This is a genomic window from Pseudomonadaceae bacterium SI-3 (assembly GCA_004010935.1).
Classification (GTDB): domain Bacteria; phylum Pseudomonadota; class Gammaproteobacteria; order Pseudomonadales; family Pseudomonadaceae; genus Stutzerimonas.
On the sequence record CP026511.1, the window covers coordinates 743316 to 762513 of the forward strand.

Genomic DNA, 19198 nt, shown 5'->3' on the forward strand with positions numbered 1-19198 from the left:
ATGATGGCATTCAGCTTGGATTCAGCTGAAGGGCATACAAGGAAGGCATTCCGTCCATCGAGGATTGCCATCGTGGCTGCCTTCAACCGCTTTCGCTTGTTCCACTGGCTACTGGCCGGTTTCTTCCTCGCGGTGTACCTGACTGGCGACGACGCCGAGTCGTTGCACCTCTGGCTGGGTTACGGCCTGGTGGTGCTGCTGGTGTGGCGTCTGCTGATCGTGCCGCTGCGCCTGCGGGGCTTTCCAAAGTTGCTACCGCCGAAGGGACAGCGGCGCAAGCCGGGCCTGTCGGCAATCGGCAAGTGGCTGACGGTAGGTGCGCTGGGCAGTTTCGCCGTCGCCAGCCTGGTCGGCCTGGGCATGGTCGACAACGGCGACGTGCTGGCTGCGCTGCCCGGTGTGGGGCCAGAGGTGTTCGGTGCTGCCAGCGACATCGATTTCGTCGGCTGGATGGGGGATGCCGAAGAGGTGCACGAGTTCTTTGCCAACCTGGGGCTGGGGCTGATTGGCCTGCACGTCGGCTACGTGCTGCTGTTCCGTCGCAAGACGGTGTGGCCAATGCTGCGCGGCGTGTCCGCGTCGGGGCCGACCTCGACAGCGACAGCGACAGCGACTTCTGGCATGACCTCCCTGTCTGCTTCCCCGGCTCCGGCCACCGGCGAGTTCACTCGCCTGCGAATCGCTTCGCGTCAGGCCGAAACCGCCGATAGCTGCTCGTTCACCCTGCAGGTACCGGCCGCCCAGCGCGCACGCTTTGCCGCGCGGCCGGGGCAGTTCCTCACCTTGATGGTGCGCTGTGGCGAAGAGTCGTTGCTGCGCTGCTACTCGCTGTCGCAACGGCCGGAGGGCAACGCTGCCCTACGCATCACCATCAAGCGGGTGCCCGGCGGCCGGGCGTCGAACTGGCTGCTGGACAACCTGCAGGTGGGCGACTGCATCGAGGCGCTGCCGCCGGCTGGCGTTTTCGTGCCGCGCAGCCTCGACTGCGACCTGCTGCTGCTCGGTGCCGGCAGCGGCATCACGCCGCTGATGGCGATTCTGCAGGCCGCGCTAGTCGAGGGTAATGGACGGGTGTGCCTGTTTTACGCCAGCCGCGACGCCGCGTCGCTGATCTTTGCCGAGGAGCTGACCGAATTGTACGCCCGCCATCCCGAACGCCTGCAGCTGCGCATCTGGCTCGATGCCGAACAGGGTGTGCCGAATGGCCCGGCCATCGCCGCGAAGATCGCAGGTTGGCCCGCCGCAGAGGCTTACATCTGCGGGCCGCAGCCGTTCATGGATGCTGCCAGTTCCGCGCTGAGCGAGCTAGGTGTAGAGGCTGCGCGCATCCATCTGGAGCGCTTCGGCGCGGCTGCGCCAGTGGCCACCCCGGGCGGCAAGCGCAGCCGCCTGCGGGTCGCTCTCGACGGCCGTCGCCACGAGCTGGATGTGCTGCGTGGCGAGGTACTGCTGGAGGCGATGGAGCAGGCTGGCCTGCAGGCACCGAGCGCCTGTCGCTCGGGTGTCTGCGCCGCGTGCAAGTGTCGCGTGGTCGAGGGCAGCGTAAGCATGCGCAGCAATCAGGTGCTGAGCGAAAGCGAGGTGCATCAAGGCTGGGTCCTGGCTTGCCAGGCCGAACCGCGCAGCGCCGAACTGCAGGTGGAGTACTGAGGTGGAACAGGCCGTTGCTGTTTTCCCCTACGAATCGCGTAAGGGGACGGGGAGTAGGGTGGATAACGGCGTAGCCTTATCCACCGACACGGTAGTACCTTTGCACTTGGGCCGGGTGGAAAAGCCGTTGGTTCTCAACCTTATGCAGATCGCGCCCAGTTGGCTCAGCGCTCCGCCACTGGCAGGTCGTCCTTGCGCCAAGCGATCCATGAACCCGGCACGTTGACTACCCGGCTGAACCCATGGCGCTTGAGAATACTGGCGGCAATCGAGGCGCGATAACCGCTGCCGCAGTAGGTCGCCACGGTTCTGTCCTTATCCAGTTGATCCAGTCCTTCGGGCAGATGTGCTACGAAGGCATGCCTGGCGCCGGGCACGCGCCCTTGCCCGACCTCCTCGGGTGCGCGCACGTCGAGTACCTGAACCTGCGGATCCTCGCGGCGACGGTTCAGCTCGTGCACCGTCCATTGACCGACGCTGGCCAGGGGCAGGCCGGCGTTCTGCCAGTCGGTCATGCCGTTGCGCAGATAGCCTGCCACCCGATCGAGACCGATGCGGTACAGCTGCAGTGTCGCCTGGTGGACCTCGTGGCTGTCTTCGCCGATCAGGTAGATCGGACGCTTGTCGTCGAGCATCCAGCCGGCCCAACTGACGAACTCGTTGCGCAGCGCGATGTTCAGCGCGCCCGGCACATGGCCACCGCCGAAGGCCAGGATCGAGCGCACATCTACCAGTTGCACGACGCTGTGGTCGGCGGTGCGCTGGCGGAACTCCTCCGGTGCCAGCGGCGGCGGCAGCGCTGGTCCGCCGGTATTCATTGCTGGACGGGTGTTGAGCTTCTTTAGCCGCGCATAGTGGCGCGGCGGCTCGGGCATGCCGCTGAGCAACCAGTCGATGAACTCGCCTTCGTTACGCCGCTGGTTGAGTGCCGGATTGAACAACAACTCGTTACCCAGTGTGGAGCGCCGGCGATCACCGATGGACTTGCCGCAGGCCGAGCCGGCGCCATGACACGGGTAGATCTCGATGCGTTCACCGAGGGGCAGGTAACGGGTGAACAGCGTGGCATAGAGCTGCGCGGCCAGTTGCCGGGTGCTGTCTTCGCCGAGCAGGTCGGGACGGCCGACGTCGAGGTTGAACAGGGTGTCGCCGGTAAACAGCGCGAACGGCTCATCGCCCTGCTGGCCGTCGCGCAGCAGCAGCGAGATGTGTTCTGGCGTGTGGCCTGGCGAGTAGATGATTTCCAGGCTGACCTGGCCGAGCTCCAGCACCTCGCCATCGGCAGCCTGGCGCAGCTCGAAACCGTAGTTCGGCGAGCAGCCACCGATGATCTCTGCGCCGCTGCGTTCGGCCAGCGCCTGGGCACCTGAGACGAAGTCGGCATGGATGTGGGTCTCGATGACGTAGCCGATGCGCAGGCCTTTTTCGCGGGCCAGGTCGAGGTAGATATCGATGTCGCGCCGCGGATCGATCACCGCGGCAACTGCGGCCTTGCTGTCGCCCACCAGGTAGGAAATCTGCGCCAGGCCGTCGGTATAGATCGGCTCGAATATCAGCATGCTCGCTCCTCCGTAACGATTGATCGTCACGGTTGGGACGCCGACAGCCGGTTCGGGTTCAGTACCCGCTCATTTGCGGACCAGCAGCACCCCGGATTCCATGTGATGGGTGTAGGGGAACTGGTCGAACAACGCGCAGCGCTCGATGCGGTGGGTGTCGTGCAGCTGGGCGATGTTCGCCGCGAGGGTTTCCGGGTTGCATGAAATGTAGAGGATGCGCTCGAAACGGCGGGTCAGCTCGCAGGTGTCCGGGTCCATGCCGGCGCGTGGCGGGTCGACGAAAACGCTGCCGAAGTTGTAGCTCTTCAGTTCGATGCCGGCTAGGCGGCGGAACGGGCGCACCTCGTTCAGCGCCTGGGTCAGCTCTTCAGCGGACAGGCGTACCAGGGTGACATTGTCGATGCCGTTGTCGTCGAGGTTGGCCAGCGCCGCGTTCACCGAGGATTTGCTGATCTCGGTTGCAAGCACCTTGGGCACACGGGTTGCCAACGGCAGGGTGAAGTTACCGTTACCGCAATAGAGTTCGAGCAGGTCGTCGTTTCGCTCGCCAAGAACGTCGTAGGCCCAGTTCAGCATCTTCCGGCACACGTCGCCGTTGGGCTGGGTGAAGGCGCCTTCGGGTTGCCGGTAGCTGAAGGTGCGGCCGGCAACGGTCAGTTGCTCAGTCACGTAGTCGCGGCCGATGACGATGCGCTTGCCCTTGGAACGGCCGACGATGCTGGCGCCCAGCGCCTCGGCTAGCTTTTCTGCCTCCTGCTGCCAGGCATCGTCCAGCGGCCGGTGGTAGGCGAGGGTGATCAGCGCATCGCCGGAGAGCGTGGTCAGGAACTCGACCTGGAACAGCTTGAAACTCAGGGTCTCGCTGGCTTGCCAGGCGGCCTTGAGCTGCGGCATCAGATCGTTGATGCGACGGCTGGCGATGGGGAATTCGTCGATCAGAATGGGCGTGTGTTTGTCGCCCTGCTCGAACATCGCGTAGTGGCGTTGGCCGTCCTCGCGCCACAGGCGGAACTCGGTGCGAAGCCGGTAGTGTTCACGTGGCGAGTCGAAGACTTCTGGCGCGGGTGCGTCGAAGGGCGCCAGCAGTTCCACCAGCCGCGCGGCTTTCTCGGCGAGTTGGGCGTCGTAGGTGGCGGGGTCGAATTGCGGAGCGCTCATGAAGACTCTTGGAATGGTAGGTAAATCGTAGGGTGGATCGGGGCGCGCAGCTGACGCTTCATCCATCCACCGTAGCCGTATGAAAGGTGGATGAAAAAAGCGTCATCCACCCTACGGAACGTCAGCCGGCAAACCAGCCGAGCTTGACCACGAACAGGATCGAGAGGATCCACATCGCCGGGCTCAGCTCGCGCCAGCGGCCGGCGAGCAGCTTGATCGCGGTCCAGGCAATGAAGCCGAAGGCGATGCCGTTGGCGATGGAGAAGGTCAGCGGCATGGCCAGCGCGGCGATGGCCACCGGTGCGGCGACGGTGAGGTCTTCCCAGTCGATGTTGGCGAGGCTGCTCATCATCAGCACGGCGACGAACAGCAATGCCGGTGCGGTCGCGTAGGCGGGCACGGCACCTGCCAGCGGGGCGAAGAACAGACTGAGCAGGAACAGCAGCGCGACCACACAGGCGGTCAGCCCGGTGCGGCCACCAGCGCTGATGCCGGCTGCCGATTCGATGTAGCTGGTGGTGGTCGAGGTGCCGAGTGCGGCGCCCGCCATGGTCGCGGTGCTGTCAGCCAGCAGCGCACGGCCGAGGCGAGGCATGCGACCGTCCTTGTCCAAAAGGTTGGCTTTCTGGGCGACACCGATGAGGGTGCCGGAGGTGTCAAACAGGTCGACGAAGAGGAAAGCGAAGATCACGCTGAGCAGGCCGATATCCAGCGCGCCCATGATGTCGAGTTCCATGAACGTCGGCACCAGCGACGGCGGCATCGACACCACGCCGTTGAGCTCGGAAAGGCCCAGCAGGATCGACAACCCGGTCACCACCAGAATGCCAATCATCACGGCCCCCGTGACCTTGCGATAAGCCAGCGCGGCGATCAGGAAGAAGCCGAGGCAGGCGAGCAGCGGGCCGCCGGCAGTGAGGTCACCCAGGCCCACCAGCGTGGCCGGGTTGTCGACGACGATGCCGGCATTTTTCAGCGCGATGATCGCCAGGAACAAGCCGATACCCGCCGCGATGCCCGAACGCAGCGCCAACGGAATGCTGTGGATGATCCACTCGCGGATCTTGAAGATCGACAGCAGGAAGAAGATTGCGCCCGAGAGGAACACTGCACCCAGCGCGGTCTGCCAGGTGTAACCCATGGTCAGCACCACGGTGTAGGTGAAGAAGGCGTTCAGGCCCATGCCCGGTGCCAGCGCGATCGGGTAGTTGGCCACCAGGCCCATGATCGCCGAGCCGATGGCCGCGGCCAGGCACGTGGCGACGAAGACCGCGCCGTGATCCATGCCGGTTTCAGCAAGAATGCTCGGGTTGACGAAGAGGATGTAGGCCATCGTCAGGAAGGTGGTGAGACCGGCCAGGATCTCGGTGCGCAGCGTGGTGTTGTGCGCCTTGAGTTGGAACAGCTTCTCCAGCATGGTGATTCCTCTTCTTGCCGGTCTTTCGTGCGGTTGGGGTACAGCAAAGCTTATCCGGGCGAAGCCCGCAAAAAGCGGGGCATCTTACACCGTCGCTCGAGCGTGTTGAATTTCCATTCGGTGACTTGTGAGTTCTGCTTTTCACGGGGGATCGCGCCACCCTGTACCCCATAGCGGGTGAGGTTATGGAGCCGGCGCGCAACGGTTGTACTCGCGACGGGTCTGTGTGAATGACGGCCCGATTGGCCCCGTTCTGCGAGGAGGGAACATGACCGAACACCAGACCAACCGACGGCTGGGTGGAAGCCACAGGCGCCTCGGCATGCCCAGCTCGCTGCGCATGAGGGAACACCTGCATGGTTGAACCCGTACGCGGTGTATGCGCGCTGGTGCTGGCGGCGGGGCAGGGCAGCCGTTACCGCGAGCATGCCGATCAGGACAAATTGCTCGCCCCCTGCAATCGCACGCCTGATGCCCCGCCCGTGCTGGCGGCGACGCTTGGTGCGCTGTGTGGGGTCGCCGAGCGGCTGGTCGTCGTGACCCGTGACGACAACAGCGAGCTGCTTGCCTGGCTTGGGCAGCAGGCTGACCGGTACGGTGCCGAGGTGCTCGCCGTGCACACCCAGGGGTTGGGCCACAGCCTGGCGCAGGCGGTCAGGCAGTACCCGAGCGACAAAGGCTGGCTGGTCGCGCTCGGCGACATGCCTTATGTGCGGCCCGCCACCTTCCGTCGCATCGCTGAGCAGATCGAGCCACCGCGCCTGGTGGTGGCAAGTCATCAGGGGCAGCGCGGCCATCCGCGTGGGATCGGTCGCGACCACGCGTTGCAGGTGATGTCGCTGGACGGTGAGCGCGGTGCTCAGGCGCTGTTTTCGAGTGGTGCCGCCTGGGAAGTCGAGGTCGATGACTCCGGCGTGTTGCAGGACATTGATCGCCCCGACGATCGACGCAACAGCTGACCAGCTGTAGCTCCCTGCCGGTGGGGCGCCCCGGCTGCTCTGTAGCGCGCCTTGCATGGCCATGTGTGCGGTCGGCTGAACGATCTTTCCGCGTGGGCAGTCGTACTTCCTAGGCGCACGGAAAGCGCATCGAATGCCTGAGGTCTTCGGCGATCCTGCATAGAACAGGCACCCGAAGCCCCCCAAACCGTGAGGCTGCTATGAGCGAAACGTCTTCCGCCCCAGGTGGGATTACCGCCTGTTCCATTTCCCTCCAACTGAACGGCCAACGCCGTGAAGTCGAGGTCTATCCCTGGACCACCCTGCTTGATCTGCTACGTGAGCAACTGCACCTGACCGGCACCAAGAAAGGCTGTGACCACGGCCAGTGTGGCGCCTGTACCGTGTTGCTCAACGGCAAGCGGATCAATAGCTGCCTGACCCTCGCCGTGATGCACGACGGCGCAGAGCTGACCACCATCGAAGGGCTGGCGCAGGGCGAGGAACTGCACCCGATGCAGGCCGCCTTCGTCAAACACGACGCCTTCCAGTGCGGCTATTGCACGCCCGGGCAAATCTGCTCGGCGGTGGGCATGGTTGCCGAAGGACGGGCAGAAACCCGTGATGATCTGCGCGAACAGATGAGTGGCAATGTCTGCCGTTGCGGCGCCTACCCGAACATTGTCGCCGCCATCGAGGACGCTACGGCGGACACTCGCGAACGCCTGGCCGGTGCGAAGGAGGTGACGCCATGAATCCCTTCAGCTATGCACGCCCAAGCAGCGTCGAGGAAGCCATCGGTCAATTCCGGCCGGACAGCCGCTACATTGCCGGTGGCACCAATCTGCTGGACCTGATGAAGGAAAACGTCACGCGTCCTTCCCAGCTGATCGACATCACCCAGTTACCACTCGCCGACATCGAAGAGACCGCGGATGGCGGTCTGCGCATCGGTGCGCTGGTCAGCAACGCTGACCTGGCCTGGCATCCGCTGGTGGAAGCACGCTATCCGCTGCTGTCACAAGCGATCCTGGCTGGCGCCTCGCCGCAGCTGCGCAACATGGCCACCACCGGTGGCAACCTGCTGCAGCGCACCCGTTGCTACTACTTCTACGACAGCACCACGCCGTGCAACAAGCGTGAACCGGGCACCGGCTGCTCGGCGCGTGACGGGCTCAATCGCATCCACGCGATTCTTGGCCACAGCGACGCCTGCATCGCCGTCCATCCCTCCGACATGTGCGTGGCGATGGCGGCACTGGAGGCAGTGGTGCATGTGCAAGGGCAACGGGGCGAGCGGCGCATTCCCATGGCCGACTTTCACCGCTTGCCGGGCCATACACCCGAGCAGGACAACACCCTGGTCGATGGCGAGCTGATTACCGCGGTCGAGTTGCCGCCCCAAGACTTCTCCGCACACAGCAGCTACCTCAAGCTGCGAGATCGTGCCTCCTATGCGTTCGCCCTGGTTTCGGTCGCCGCTGCACTGGAGATGGACGGCGACAGCATTCGCAGTGCCCGTATCGCCATGGGCGGGGTGGCACACAAGCCCTGGCGCAAGGCCGAAGCCGAGGCGGCGCTGGTCGGCAGAACGGCTGACGAGGCCGCGTTCACGACCGCTGCGGACATCCTGCTCGAGGGAGCCAGTGGCTTCGAACACAACGCCTTCAAGATCGAACTCGGCCGTCGCGCCATCGTTCGCGCCCTGACCGACGCCGCCAGAGGAGCCGCCCAATGAAACCAGCCAACTCCCCGTTCGGGCAGCCGCTTAACCGAGTCGATGGCCCGCTGAAAGTCACGGGACAGGCCCAGTACGCCGGTGAGTTCGATGTGCCCGGCCTGCTCTACGGCAGCGTGGTCAACAGCAGCATCGCGCGTGGTCGAATCATCAGCATCGATGCCAGCGCGGCTGAAGCGGTGCCGGGCGTGGCGCTGGTGCTGACCCACCAGAACCGTCCGCCTATTGCCAGCTACGACGAGCCCTACGAGGACGACGATGCTGCCGATGGCTCGCCGTTCCGGCCGCTGTTCAACGACCGTATTCTCTACAGCGGCCAGCCGATCGCGCTGGTGGTCGCGGAAAACCTCGAACTGGCCCGCTACGCCGGCAGCCTGGTGCGCGTCGAATACGAGCGCGAGCCCCATCACACCGACCTGCTCAGTGAGCTGGAAACCATGCACAAGGCGCCGGCCGACCTGCCGGAGCCGCGCGGTGATGTGGACAGCGCCCTGGCCAGCGCGCAATTCAAGGTGGATGTGCAGTACACCACGCCGGTCGAGCACCACAATCCGATGGAGCCGCATGCCTCGACCGTTCACTACTTTCCCGAAGGCAACCTGGAGATCTACGACAAGACCCAGGGCGTGCAGAACTGCATGCGCTATCTGGAAGGCGTGTTCGACATGGAGGGCAAGATCCGCATCCTCTCGCCGTTTGTCGGCGGTGCCTTCGGTTCCGGATTGCGTCCTCAGTATCAGCTGACGCTGGCGGTGATGGCGGCGCTCAAGCTCAAGCGCTCGGTGCGCGTCACCCTCAAGCGCCAGCAGATGTTCACCTTTGGCTATCGTCCGCGCACCGTGCAGCGGCTGTCGATCGGCGCAAATGCCAGTGGGGAACTGCAGGCCATCACCCACCAGGCGATCGGTCAGACCTCCAGCTTCGAGGATTTCACCGAGCATGAGGTCGAGTGGTCCGGGATGCTTTACAAGTGCCCGAACGCAAGGCTCGACTACCAACTGGTGCCGCTGGACGTCTACACGCCGCTGGATATGCGAGCGCCGGGTGCGACCATTGGCGTCTACGCCCTGGAAAGCGCGATGGACGAACTGGCCTACGCGGCCAACGTCGATCCGCTGCAGTTACGCCTGACCAACTATTCCGAGCGCAACGCCAACGAGGACAAGCCCTATTCGAGCAAGGAGCTGCGCCAGTGCTACGAGCAGGGCGCCGAGCGCTTCGGTTGGTCACGCCGCTCGATGGCGCCGCGCTCCATGCGCGACGGCAACCAGCTGATCGGCTGGGGCATGGCTACCGGGGTGTGGGAGGCGATGCAGATGCCGGCCGCCGCCAAGGCGTGCCTCGAGCCCGACGGACGGCTGGTGGTCAGCAGCGCCACCTCTGACATCGGCACTGGCACCTACACGGTGATGACCCAAATCGCGGCGGCGGCCATGGGCCTGCCGATGGAGCAGGTCGAGTTTCGCCTGGGTGATTCGAACCTGTCGCAGGCGCCGCTGGAAGGCGGCTCCTTCACGGTGTCGTCCGTCGGGACAGCCGTGCAACAGGCGTGTGAGGGACTGCAGGCCAAATTACTCGATGCCGCTCAGCAGTCGCCTGTATCGCCGTTCACCGGGGCCAAGCTCGAGGATGTGGAGTTCGTCGACGGTCACATGTGCTTGAAGGCCTCGCCCGAGCAGCGGGTCGAGCTGGCGAAGATCGTCTCCGCCAGCGGTGTGCTCGAAGCAGAAGTCAGCGCCAAGCCGGGCGAGAAACGCAACGAGTATTCAATCTCTACGCACTCGGCGATATTCGTCGAGGTGCGTGTGGACGAATCGCTGGGCACGGTAAAGGTGAGTCGCGTGGTCAGTGCTGTGGCCGCCGGGCGCGTGGTCAATCCGAAGACCGCGGGTAACCAGATCGCCGGTGGTGTGGTCTGGGGCATCGGGCAGGCGCTGCATGAGGAAACCATGATCGACCACAACCTCGGTCGTTACATGAACCACAACCTGTCCGAGTACCACGTCCCGATCAATGCCGATATCAACGACATCGACGTGTTCTTCGTCGAGGAGAAGGACGAAATCGTCAACGCGCTGGGCTCCAAGGGCGTGGGTGAGATCGGCATCGTTGGTGTGGCGGCGGCGGTGGGTAACGCCATCTACCACGCCACCGGCAAGCGGGTGCGTGATTTGCCGATTACCTTGGACAAGGTGTTGTAACCGGCCAGCCTCGTGGAAAAGGCTTCGCCGTTTTCCACCCTACGGGTGCGCGACTGTCGAGTGTGCAGGAGTAGGGTGGAAGACCGCGACGCGTCTTCCACCGAGCCCGCTAATCCAGATCCCGATGCAACTGGTCGCGATTGGCCAGCGTCGGGAACAGCTTCATCCAGGTACCGGTGATGATCAGCGTTCCGACGCCACCGATCACCACAGCCGGCACCGTGCCGAACCAGTGAGCCGTCAGCCCGGACTCGAATTCGCCGAGCTGGTTGGACGCGCCGATAAACAGACCATTGACCGCACTCACCCGACCGCGCATCGCGTCCGGCGTTTCCAGCTGCACGAACGCGCCGCGGATCACCATGCTGATCATATCCGCCGCGCCCAGCACCACCAGCACGCCCATCGAAAGCCAGAATGACGTCGACAGGCCGAAGGCGATGGTTGCCAGGCCGAACACGCCGACGGCGGCGAACATGACCCGGCCGACCCTTTTGTTGATGGGATAGCGCGCGAGCCACAGCGACATCAGCAGCGCACCCACCGCCGGTGCTGAGCGCAACAGCCCTAGGCCCCAGGGGCCGGTGAGCAGGATGTCCTTGGCGAACACCGGCAGCAGTGCCGTGGCGCCACCGAGCAGCACGGCAAACATATCTAGGGAAATGGCGCCGAGAATGTCCGGCCGGCTGCGGATGAAGCGCATGCCCGCGAGCAGGTTGTCCATCGCCGGGCCGGTTTGCTTGGGCGGCGCCTGGCGTTTCGGCAGGCTCAGCATCAGGCTGCAGGCCAGGGCAAACAGCAGCGCCACCGGGCCATAGACCCACAGCGGGCCGATGGCGAATAGCAGCCCGCCGAGCGCCGGTGCGACGATGGTGGCGGTCTGCATGGCCGATGACGACGCCGCTACGGCCGCAGGAAATAGTTGCGTGGGCACCAGGCTCGGTAATAGCGCCTGGGTCGCCGGCCCCTCGAACGCCCGTGCCGTGCCCAGCAGGAAGGCGAGCACGAAGATCATCTCGCGCGTCACGCCTAGCCCACCGGCCCCGAGTACCAGCGACAGGGCGATCAGCCCTTGCAAGCCCTGACACAGCGCCGCCACTCTTCGACGGTCGACGCGGTCAGCGACATGCCCGGTCCAGAGAACGAACAGCAGGCGAGGGAAGAATTCGGCCAGGCCCACGAGACCGAGGTCGAGCACGCTGCCGGTCAGCTCGTACATGTGCCAGCCGATTGCAACCGCCAGCATCTGGAAGCCGCTGGCAGTGAATACGCGGGCGAACCAGAACTTGATGAAGGGGCGTTGGTGACGCAGCAGGAGTTTGGCGTGTGTGGACATCAGGTCGAGGCGCAAGGTGGGCAGTGAGCCAGATTAGCATTCAGCCCCGGTGGCGCTGGGAGGCAATCTGCCTGCAGAAAGCCGAACGGAGTGGACGAGCGGCGTTTTGCTTTGGCCCGCCAGCAGTCGAGACTGGTGCTCTGGTGGGCTGGTGCTCTGGTGCTCTGGTGGGCTGAAGCCCACCCTACGTAGAAGGATATACGTTGGCTTTTCCCGTAGGGTGGGCTTTAGCCCACGGTGGACGCGTGTTGGTATCTGTTGCGGGCTGGATTCACCGTGCGTACGCGATCAGGCGTCGGGCTTCATTCAGGCAACAACCCGCGCTCTGCAAAGACCGCCTTGGCGGTCGCCATGCCGTTCAATGCTGCAGGAAAGCCGGCATAGACGGCCATCTGGATGATTACCTCGACGATCTGCTCCGGCGTGCAGCCGACGTTCAATGCGCCGTGGATATGCACCGCTAATTGCGGCTGGCAATGTCGCAGCGCCGTTAGCGCCGCGACTGTCGCAAGCTCACGCTGTGGCAGGTCGAGGCCAGGGCGCTGGTAGATATCGCCGAAGGGAAACTCGATGACGTAGCGGGCCAGGTCCGGTGCGATGGCTTGCAGGCTGTCGATGACCTTTCGGCCGGCCTCACCGTCGATCTCTTCGAGTTTGGCCAGGCCTTCGGTGTAGCGGGTGGATGCGGACATGGAGCGTTCCTCTTGATTGGGAAGAGGAAAGCCTGAGGGTTGGAGTGGACTCTAGGTCAAGGGGTTGTTTGTTGGCGGTACAGCTCGATCTTTGCCTGCAGCGCGGTCAGATGTTCGCGGTCGCGCTCCAGACGGTCCTGCAGTTTGGCTGCATGGACTTCGAGCAGCGCCTGCCGCGCCGCCAGAGTCGATTCGCCGCGTTCACGCAGATCGGCGTAGCGAATGATGTCGTCCAGCGCCATGCCGGTATCTTTGAGACGCAGGATGAAGCCGACCCATTCCAGATCGCGCGGGCCGTAGACGCGAAAGCCGCTGGCGTCCCGGGCGACATGGCGCAGCAGGCCGATCTTTTCGTAATAGCGCAGGGTGTCGGCGGAAAGGCCGGTTCGCGTGGCGAACTGTTGGATGCTCAGCCGAACCGGCGCTTCGCTCATGGCTTGATGGCTCGCAGGATGACGAACTTGGGCGTCGCCGCGACCTGCTCTACCTTGCCGAACAGGCGCTTGAGCTTGAGGTGATAACCGAGGTGGCGGTTGCCGACAATCCACAGCTCGCCGCCCTTGGCCAGCGCCGTCTTGGCCTGGGTGAACATCCGCCAGGCGAGGAAATCACCGACCACTTGCTGCTGATGAAAGGGCGGGTTGCACAGCACCAGATCCAGCGAATCCATCGGCTGTTCGGCCAGCCCGTCGCCGGCCCGTATGTCGGCAGGGCGCTCGCCGAGGATGGCCAGCCAATTCTCCCGTGCCGACTGCACTGCCATGTAGCTCTCGTCCACGAACGTCATCTGCGCTTGTGGATTGCTCAGGGCGTAAACGATACCGAGCACGCCGTTGCCGCAACCCAGATCCGCGACACGCAGGTTGCCGAGCGCCTTCGGCAGGTGCGGCAGGAAGGCTCGGGTGCCGATGTCGAGGTCTTCCCGGCAGAACAGGTTGGCGTGGTTGATCAGTTCGACGGCTGGCTTATCGAGGTGATAGCGGGTCGGGTAGGGCGAGCGCGGTGCCGGCTTGTCGCTCGAAGTCGCGGTCAGCAGACGCGCTTTCTTCACCGCCAGCGAGGCTTGCATTGGGCCGATGTACTTCTCCAGCAGATCGCCCGCTGCACGCGGCAGGTGCTTGATCATCGAGCCGGCGATCACTTGGGCACCTGGCGCGAGTTGGCCATGCAGGCGGATCAGCTGTTCCTCCAGCAAGGCGAGCGTCTTGGGGACGCGAATCAGCACCCGGTCGAACGGCCCTTGAGGCACCTCACTGGCGGGCACGAAGCTCACCGTGTCAGCCGGTAGCGCGTTGCGTTGCAGATTTTTTTCCAGCGCCAGGTGCGCCAAGTGCGAATCGCCACTGCTGGTGACCTTCGCCTGCTTCGCCAGTGAACAGGCCAGGGCGCCAAAACTGTCGTTGAGGATCAGCACCCGCGTTGTCGCAGCCAAGCCTTGCTCGTGCAGCTGCGCCAATAGGTATTCGTCAGCCGCATCGAACGCCTGCAAGGGTTCGTTGGGCTGTTCCGGCTGGCGGATCAGATCGAGGCGTGCGTAGGCGGATTCGAGAATAGGCATAAGAACTGGCGGTGTTTACATGCGTCAGAAAGGAGTATCAAGGGTCCAGGCCGCGGAAAACTACCTGCGTTGGCAATACTGCGTTAGAAACAGCCTCAGAATGCTCATTTAGAACGCCTAAACTCCGCTTCTTCGGCTGTTTCTGCCTTGTTTTGCCTGCCTCGCCTACGTTTTCCGCGGCCCGGACACGCTGGTGTCCCCCGATGTCCGGAAGGAGCGAAGTATGACCGTCAGCGAAGAGAAGTTCACCCGCCAGCGTCTGCTCGAGGTGCAGACGTTGACGTCCAGTCTGTTTACCCTGCGCACCACCCGCGACCCCGGTTTCCGCTTTACCGCCGGGCAGTTCGCCCGCCTCGGCGTTCGTAAGCCCAGCGGCAGTATCGTCTGGCGGGCGTACTCGATGGTATCGGCGCCCCATGATGAGTTTCTCGACTTCTTCTCCATCGTGGTGCCGGATGGTGAATTCACCAGCGAACTGAGTCGCCTCAAGCCCGGCGACGAGCTGCTGGTGGACAAACAGGCGTTCGGCTTTCTCACTCTTGATCGTTTTATCGATGGTCGGGATCTCTGGCTGCTGGGCACCGGGACGGGCATCGCGCCCTTTCTCTCGATCCTGCAGGACTTTGAGGTCTGGCAGCGCTTCGAGCGGATCATCCTGGTGTATAGCGCGCGCACCGCATCCGAGCTGGCCTATCAGGACCTGATCCGCGAGCTGCCGCAGCGCGATTATCTGGAAGGCCTCGGCTCGAAGCTGACCTATCTGCCGGTAGTGACCCGCGAGCAGATGCCCGGTGCGCTGAACGGTCGTGTCACCACGCTGATCGAGAACGGCGAACTGGAGCGAGCGGCCGATCTGCAGCTCGAGCCCGAACACTCGCGGATCATGCTCTGCGGCAATCCGCAGATGATCGAAGACACCCGCACCATCCTTAAAGCGCGCGACCTCAACCTGAGTCTGACCCGGCGTCCCGGCCAGGTAGCCGTGGAGAACTACTGGTAACGCGGCGTTGGAGGCGACTTGATACGGCCCTGGCTATCAGGCCTTCCCCCGCGCGGATCGTCGAGTCGATCTTGGAATGCTTGCCGGGCGGCGGGCCGCGAACTGACCCGCCGAAGGCTCAATCGGCTAATTCGTAGCGATCACGGCCGTTGCGCTTGGCCCGCAGCAGCGCCACGTCGGCGCGGTTGATGGCGCTCGAATAGTTTTCATCGGCTCTTAGCTGCGCCATGCCCAGACTCACCGTGACCGACAACGAGTCGTCATTGACGCGCACCCGCAGCTTGGCGACGGCTTCACGCAGACGCTCGATCACCCGGACCGCGCTTTCGGTGGAGGTCTCCGGCATCAACAGAAGGAATTCTTCGCCGCCCCAGCGGCCGCAGAGGTCATGCTCGCGGATCTCCGCCTCCATCACCCGCACCACTTCCATCAGCACGTTGTCGCCGACTTCGTGCCCGTAATCATCATTGATGGCCTTGAAGCGGTCGATGTCGACCATGACCACACACAGCGGCCGCGAGTAGCGCTTGGCCCGCTCGGTTTCTTCACGCAAGCGCTCGGTGAGCAAGCGCCGGTTGGCGATGCCGGTAAGGGCATCATGGGTAGAGGCTTCTTTCAGAGCGATATTCAGATCACGCAACATCGTCTGATAGCGATCGGAAATGCGAGCGACTTTCTCCAGCTGTCGGAGCTGCTTGTCGAAGCGTGCCGAGAGGGTCATTTCGCGGTCACGCACGATGCTCTGGTATCCGTCAGAAACGCGGGCGATCCGTTCGATGCGGTTGAGTAGGCTGTGGTGTGCTTCCCACAACTGGCTCAGCGTTTCATGCAGTGGATGGCCTTGGTTCTGTGGATCGGACAGCGATTCCACAACCTGACTTTCCAGCGGATTCTGCCCGCGCATAAGGACCTTCTAATCGTGGCTGAGGATCATGAATGGAAAGGTGCAGTCTTCCTTGAACTCTTCGGCCAGTTCTACCACACGCTCGTTGCGGCGGTCATAGTGCCAGTTGACGGCCACCGCCTTTCCCTCTTGATGGGCGGCTTCGAGCATGTCGAAGATGTCCATCACGGCCTTGATGCTGCTGGTATTGAGGTACAGCAGATGCAGTTCCAGGCGCAGCGGACGGCCGGCTTCGGCCAGGTAGCGTTCGATCCACTCGATGACCTGGTGGAACAGCTCGTAGGAATTTTCCGGGTAGGAGTCGCCTTGCATGGCGAGCACGCCGTTTTCCCAGTCGGACTGAATGGCTGGCGATGACTGGCTGCCGGCGATGGAGAAATCATTCATGTGCAGTTGGCTCTTGTAAGTCAGATGACCGCGCTCAGGCTGATGAACGAGCGGCCGTTGGCGACGGTTTGCAGCGACGCTTTCAGTGGTTCGCTGGATTTGCGGGCGATGTCGATCAGGCCGAGTCCTGCGCCGCTGACACTGTTGTCTTCGCGTGGCTTGCGCAATTGTTCTTTGTAACGAGCCTTGAGTTGCGCCTTGTCCAGGCGGGCCAGCTCTTCGATGCTGGCGATCAGGGCTTCTCCATCGGCTGTTTCGATCAGATTGCCGGCGGAGACTACATAGCGGCCGTCGGCATCGTTGCGTGCGACCACGACCGTGGCGCCCGCTTCCTGGTCGGCCCAGTTACGGACCTTGGCGTAGTGGCGGATGTTCTGGGTCATCTCGATGTACACCGCAAAAACATCCATTGCCGACGACGGGTTGGCATGATCAGCGGCGAGGTAGTTACGCAGCGCATTGCCGATTTCCTCGATCAGGCTGCGCGAGATCGGGCCGTTGAAGCACAGCATGATCTGCTGCCGGTTGTAGCTTTCGCGCATGGCGAACAGGTCAAGGGTTTCCATGGGGCAACTCAACTCCGGTGGATGGCGCTCAATCGAAACGGAAACACAACATCGTAATGTCGTCACGCTGGGGGTAATCGCCCTGATATTCGTCCAGGGTCGCTTTGAACGCAGCACCCTGTTCGCCCATAGGGAGGCGGGCATGCCGCAGGATCATCTCGGCGAAGCGGCTGTTGCCGAATCCATAGCCCAGCTCACCACCCGCCTGATCGAGGAAGCCATCGGTGGCCAGGTAGAAGGTTCGCCCAGGCTGCAACTCTACCTCAGCATTCTGATATTCGCCGATGCGTCGGTCGCCGATGGCGCGGCGCCCGGCTGGTAATTCGTCGAGGCGTTCGCCATCGCTGTAGTAGAGCGCGATCTTGGCGCCAGCATAAACCACCAGACGACGCTGGAAGTCGACGTAGGCGAGGCCCACATCCATGTTGGTGGCGAGGGCGTGTTGGGTTGAGTCGTCGCGCAACATCTTGCGTACGATGCCATCGGTACGCGCGAGGACGGCGGCTGGGTCGGCGTGCCCGGCGTCGGCAATTGCCTGTTCGATTGCAGCGTGAGCGAGCATGGTCATCAGCGCGCCGGGCACACCATGGCCAGCGCAGTCGACCACGCCGAGCAGGCAACCTTGTTCGGTGGCGCGATAGACATAGAAATCGCCGCCAACTACGTCGCGAGGGTGCCAGAGCACGGCGTGGCGTTCGTCGAGGTCGGCCACCAGCTGGCGCTTGGGCAGGATGGCGTGCTGGATCAGGCTGGCGTAGTCGATCGAGTCGTCGATCTTTTTATGTGCGGCGGCCATGTCGCGGTTGGCCTGCTGCAGTTCCCGCGTGCGCTCGTTGACGCGACTTTCAAGCTCGCTGGTGTGGCTATGGATTTTCAGCGCCATGCTGCGAAACGCAGCGCTGAGTTCGCCGATCTCGTCATCCCGATCGATCGGCAGCGGCGCGTTGTATTGTCCAGCGGCGATAGCCTGGGCGCTCTTGCGCAGTTGCCGCAACGGGCTCAGCACACGACGATCGACCAGCCAGGCGCCGGCTGCAATCAGCAGCAGCAACAGCAGCAACACAGCACCGAGGGCGGGCAGCAGAGGCTTCAGCTCAATGACTTGGGCGGTTCGTAGATCCACAGCGCTGGTGACGAACCATTGCAGTTCCGGAATCCAGGTCAGGGCCAGCAGGCGAGGCTCGCCATCGAGGTTCGCCTTCAACGTGGCGGTCTCGCCAGGATGTTCGCGGCCGTAGCTCATGGCCTGGCGCAGCGCCTTGGCCTGGTCGATATCGTCGAGCAGGCCAAGCAGGCTGGTGGACAGCGAGCGGCCCTGCGAGGTGTCGGCGTTCAGGGTGACGAGGTTATGGTTGGGGTGGACCAGGATCGAGCCGTAGCTGTCGAGCACCATCGACTCGACGCCGGTCTTGTCTTCTTCGATGAACTGGGTGACGAACGCGTTCAGGCTGATCCCGGAGCCGACGATGCCGAGCGGGCGACCGCCATCACGGACCACAATGTTGAACCAGATCTTCAGGTCGCCGCTGATGGCCGAGCGGTCGACATTGAGATGATAGGGCGCGTCCGAACGCAGGGTGGCATAGAACCACTCGTCTTCCGGCGCATCGGGCTTCATCTCATAGCGGGGCGCCTCGCTGGGAGGTTGCTGGTCGCCGTTGGAGTAGTAGCGATTGGAGGCTGCCGATGCGGCGAAGTAGGAGTGGTCACTGAGTGCCCGTTGATAGCCAGCCGCCTCGCGGAAAAATAATTCCCGCTTGACCGGATCATTCTCATCTAGCAGCCAGGCGCGGGTAATCTCCGATTCCGCCAGCCGCTGCGCCAGCGCCAGTTCCCGGGTGACCGGGGCGAACAGTCGTTCACGGTTGAGCTGAACCACGTTGCGCGCATAGGCTTCGCCAAAGCGGCTTTGCACGCCCTGCAATGCTTCGCGGCCAACCAGTACAGCCACTCCGATTGCCAGCAGGAAGGTCAATAGCAACGCCAGCAGTGATTTGCCGCGTAATCCCAGTGCTGCCATGGTGACCGTGACCTTCCCTTGCGATTGCTGCCGGCCTGACATCCAAGTGTCGTGCCAAGCGTCGAAAAAGCGCG

General features: G+C 63.5%; 17 protein-coding genes and 1 pseudogene. 6 read left to right on the plus strand and 12 right to left on the minus strand.

The window, feature by feature from the left end; genetic code table 11:
* Positions 1-72 precede the first annotated feature (72 nt).
* Positions 73-1650: a ferredoxin:oxidoreductase FAD/NAD(P)-binding protein gene (locus tag C1896_03590; GenBank protein AZZ44078.1), complete on the plus strand. Its 1578-nt coding sequence runs from the start codon at positions 73-75 to the stop codon at positions 1648-1650.
* A gap of 164 nt (positions 1651-1814) precedes the next feature.
* Here the strand turns inward: C1896_03590 and C1896_03595 are convergent, their stop codons facing one another.
* The 3 genes from C1896_03595 to C1896_03605 form a co-directional block, all read right to left on the minus strand.
* The gene (locus tag C1896_03595; GenBank protein ID AZZ44079.1) at positions 1815-3209 is read right to left on the minus strand and encodes an MBL fold metallo-hydrolase; all 1395 of its coding nucleotides are present in this window, start codon (positions 3207-3209) and stop codon (positions 1815-1817) included.
* 69 nt (positions 3210-3278) lie between these two features.
* Positions 3279-4367, minus strand: coding sequence for a tRNA (uridine(54)-C5)-methyltransferase TrmA (gene trmA / locus C1896_03600; protein ID AZZ44080.1), 1089 nt, complete (start codon positions 4365-4367; stop codon positions 3279-3281).
* A gap of 121 nt (positions 4368-4488) precedes the next feature.
* The gene (locus C1896_03605; GenBank protein AZZ44081.1) at positions 4489-5784 is read right to left on the minus strand and encodes an NCS2 family permease; all 1296 of its coding nucleotides are present in this window, start codon (positions 5782-5784) and stop codon (positions 4489-4491) included.
* A gap of 356 nt (positions 5785-6140) precedes the next feature.
* Between C1896_03605 and C1896_03610 the strand changes: the two genes are divergently transcribed.
* The 4 genes from C1896_03610 (at position 6141) to C1896_03625 (ending at position 10661) form a co-directional block, all read left to right on the plus strand.
* Entirely contained in the window at positions 6141-6743 is a 603-nt protein-coding gene (locus tag C1896_03610) for a nucleotidyltransferase family protein (GenBank protein AZZ44082.1), read from the plus strand.
* 200 nt (positions 6744-6943) lie between these two features.
* Positions 6944-7477 carry a (2Fe-2S)-binding protein gene (locus C1896_03615; protein ID AZZ44083.1) on the plus strand — a complete coding sequence of 178 codons (534 nt, stop codon included), beginning with the start codon at positions 6944-6946 and terminating at the stop codon, positions 7475-7477.
* On the plus strand, positions 7474-8460 hold the full coding sequence (locus tag C1896_03620) for an FAD-binding molybdopterin dehydrogenase (GenBank protein AZZ44084.1): 987 nt from the start codon (positions 7474-7476) through the stop codon (positions 8458-8460). The genes C1896_03615 and C1896_03620 overlap by 4 nt, the downstream gene beginning before the upstream one ends.
* Positions 8457-10661 carry an aldehyde oxidase gene (locus tag C1896_03625; GenBank protein ID AZZ44085.1) on the plus strand — a complete coding sequence of 735 codons (2205 nt, stop codon included), beginning with the start codon at positions 8457-8459 and terminating at the stop codon, positions 10659-10661. The genes C1896_03620 and C1896_03625 overlap by 4 nt, the downstream gene beginning before the upstream one ends.
* A gap of 109 nt (positions 10662-10770) precedes the next feature.
* Here the strand turns inward: C1896_03625 and C1896_03630 are convergent, their stop codons facing one another.
* The 5 genes and pseudogenes from C1896_03630 to C1896_03650 all read right to left on the minus strand — a co-directional run bounded on the left by C1896_03630 (position 10771) and on the right by C1896_03650 (position 14452).
* On the minus strand, positions 10771-11997 hold the full coding sequence (locus C1896_03630) for an MFS transporter (protein AZZ44086.1): 1227 nt from the start codon (positions 11995-11997) through the stop codon (positions 10771-10773).
* Between the two features lie 302 nt (positions 11998-12299).
* Entirely contained in the window at positions 12300-12689 is a 390-nt protein-coding gene (locus C1896_03635) for a 4-carboxymuconolactone decarboxylase (GenBank protein ID AZZ44087.1), read from the minus strand.
* Between the two features lie 56 nt (positions 12690-12745).
* Positions 12746-13123: a MerR family transcriptional regulator gene (locus C1896_03640; protein ID AZZ44088.1), complete on the minus strand. Its 378-nt coding sequence runs from the start codon at positions 13121-13123 to the stop codon at positions 12746-12748.
* Positions 13120-14247, minus strand: a complete 1128-nt coding sequence (locus tag C1896_03645; GenBank protein AZZ44089.1) for a 50S rRNA methyltransferase — start codon at positions 14245-14247, stop codon at positions 13120-13122. Before C1896_03645 ends, C1896_03640 begins: the two co-directional genes overlap by 4 nt.
* A 52-nt stretch (positions 14248-14299) precedes the next feature.
* Positions 14300-14452 (minus strand): annotated as a pseudogene (locus C1896_03650) (alpha/beta hydrolase).
* A gap of 18 nt (positions 14453-14470) precedes the next feature.
* Here C1896_03650 and C1896_03655 point away from each other — a divergent pair.
* Entirely contained in the window at positions 14471-15247 is a 777-nt protein-coding gene (locus C1896_03655) for a ferredoxin--NADP(+) reductase (protein ID AZZ44090.1), read from the plus strand.
* Positions 15248-15365: 118 nt separating this feature from the next.
* On the opposite strand, the gene C1896_03660 is transcribed toward C1896_03655, so the two are convergent.
* The 4 genes from C1896_03660 to C1896_03675 are packed head-to-tail and all read right to left on the minus strand — an operon-like array spanning position 15366 to position 19124.
* The gene (locus C1896_03660) at positions 15366-16151 is read right to left on the minus strand and encodes a GGDEF domain-containing protein (GenBank protein ID AZZ44091.1); all 786 of its coding nucleotides are present in this window, start codon (positions 16149-16151) and stop codon (positions 15366-15368) included.
* A gap of 9 nt (positions 16152-16160) precedes the next feature.
* Entirely contained in the window at positions 16161-16538 is a 378-nt protein-coding gene (locus tag C1896_03665; protein AZZ44092.1) for a hypothetical protein, read from the minus strand.
* Positions 16539-16558: 20 nt separating this feature from the next.
* A complete protein-coding gene (locus C1896_03670; GenBank protein AZZ44093.1) occupies positions 16559-17104 on the minus strand; it encodes a hypothetical protein in 546 nt (181 codons plus the stop codon).
* Positions 17105-17132: 28 nt separating this feature from the next.
* A complete protein-coding gene (locus C1896_03675) occupies positions 17133-19124 on the minus strand; it encodes a histidine kinase (GenBank protein AZZ47506.1) in 1992 nt (663 codons plus the stop codon).
* Positions 19125-19198: the final 74 nt, after the last annotated feature.

What these genes read in the sequence shown, in the direction of transcription:
- C1896_03640 (AZZ44088.1), bottom strand. Translation starts at nt 13,123, where the DNA reads ATGAGCGAAGCGCCGGTTCGGCTGAGCATCCAACAGTTCGCCACGCGA.
- C1896_03645 (AZZ44089.1), bottom strand. Translation starts at nt 14,247, where the DNA reads ATGCCTATTCTCGAATCCGCCTACGCACGCCTCGATCTGATCCGCCAG.
- C1896_03615 (AZZ44083.1), top strand. Translation starts at nt 6,944, where the DNA reads ATGAGCGAAACGTCTTCCGCCCCAGGTGGGATTACCGCCTGTTCCATT.
- C1896_03630 (AZZ44086.1), bottom strand. Translation starts at nt 11,997, where the DNA reads ATGTCCACACACGCCAAACTCCTGCTGCGTCACCAACGCCCCTTCATC.
- C1896_03665 (AZZ44092.1), bottom strand. Translation starts at nt 16,538, where the DNA reads ATGAATGATTTCTCCATCGCCGGCAGCCAGTCATCGCCAGCCATTCAG.
- C1896_03655 (AZZ44090.1), top strand. Translation starts at nt 14,471, where the DNA reads ATGACCGTCAGCGAAGAGAAGTTCACCCGCCAGCGTCTGCTCGAGGTG.
- C1896_03620 (AZZ44084.1), top strand. Translation starts at nt 7,474, where the DNA reads ATGAATCCCTTCAGCTATGCACGCCCAAGCAGCGTCGAGGAAGCCATC.
- trmA (AZZ44080.1), bottom strand. Translation starts at nt 4,367, where the DNA reads ATGAGCGCTCCGCAATTCGACCCCGCCACCTACGACGCCCAACTCGCC.
- C1896_03660 (AZZ44091.1), bottom strand. Translation starts at nt 16,151, where the DNA reads ATGCGCGGGCAGAATCCGCTGGAAAGTCAGGTTGTGGAATCGCTGTCC.
- C1896_03625 (AZZ44085.1), top strand. Translation starts at nt 8,457, where the DNA reads ATGAAACCAGCCAACTCCCCGTTCGGGCAGCCGCTTAACCGAGTCGAT.
- C1896_03635 (AZZ44087.1), bottom strand. Translation starts at nt 12,689, where the DNA reads ATGTCCGCATCCACCCGCTACACCGAAGGCCTGGCCAAACTCGAAGAG.
- C1896_03670 (AZZ44093.1), bottom strand. Translation starts at nt 17,104, where the DNA reads ATGGAAACCCTTGACCTGTTCGCCATGCGCGAAAGCTACAACCGGCAG.
- C1896_03595 (AZZ44079.1), bottom strand. Translation starts at nt 3,209, where the DNA reads ATGCTGATATTCGAGCCGATCTATACCGACGGCCTGGCGCAGATTTCC.
- C1896_03675 (AZZ47506.1), bottom strand. Translation starts at nt 19,124, where the DNA reads ATGGCAGCACTGGGATTACGCGGCAAATCACTGCTGGCGTTGCTATTG.
- C1896_03605 (AZZ44081.1), bottom strand. Translation starts at nt 5,784, where the DNA reads ATGCTGGAGAAGCTGTTCCAACTCAAGGCGCACAACACCACGCTGCGC.
- C1896_03610 (AZZ44082.1), top strand. Translation starts at nt 6,141, where the DNA reads ATGGTTGAACCCGTACGCGGTGTATGCGCGCTGGTGCTGGCGGCGGGG.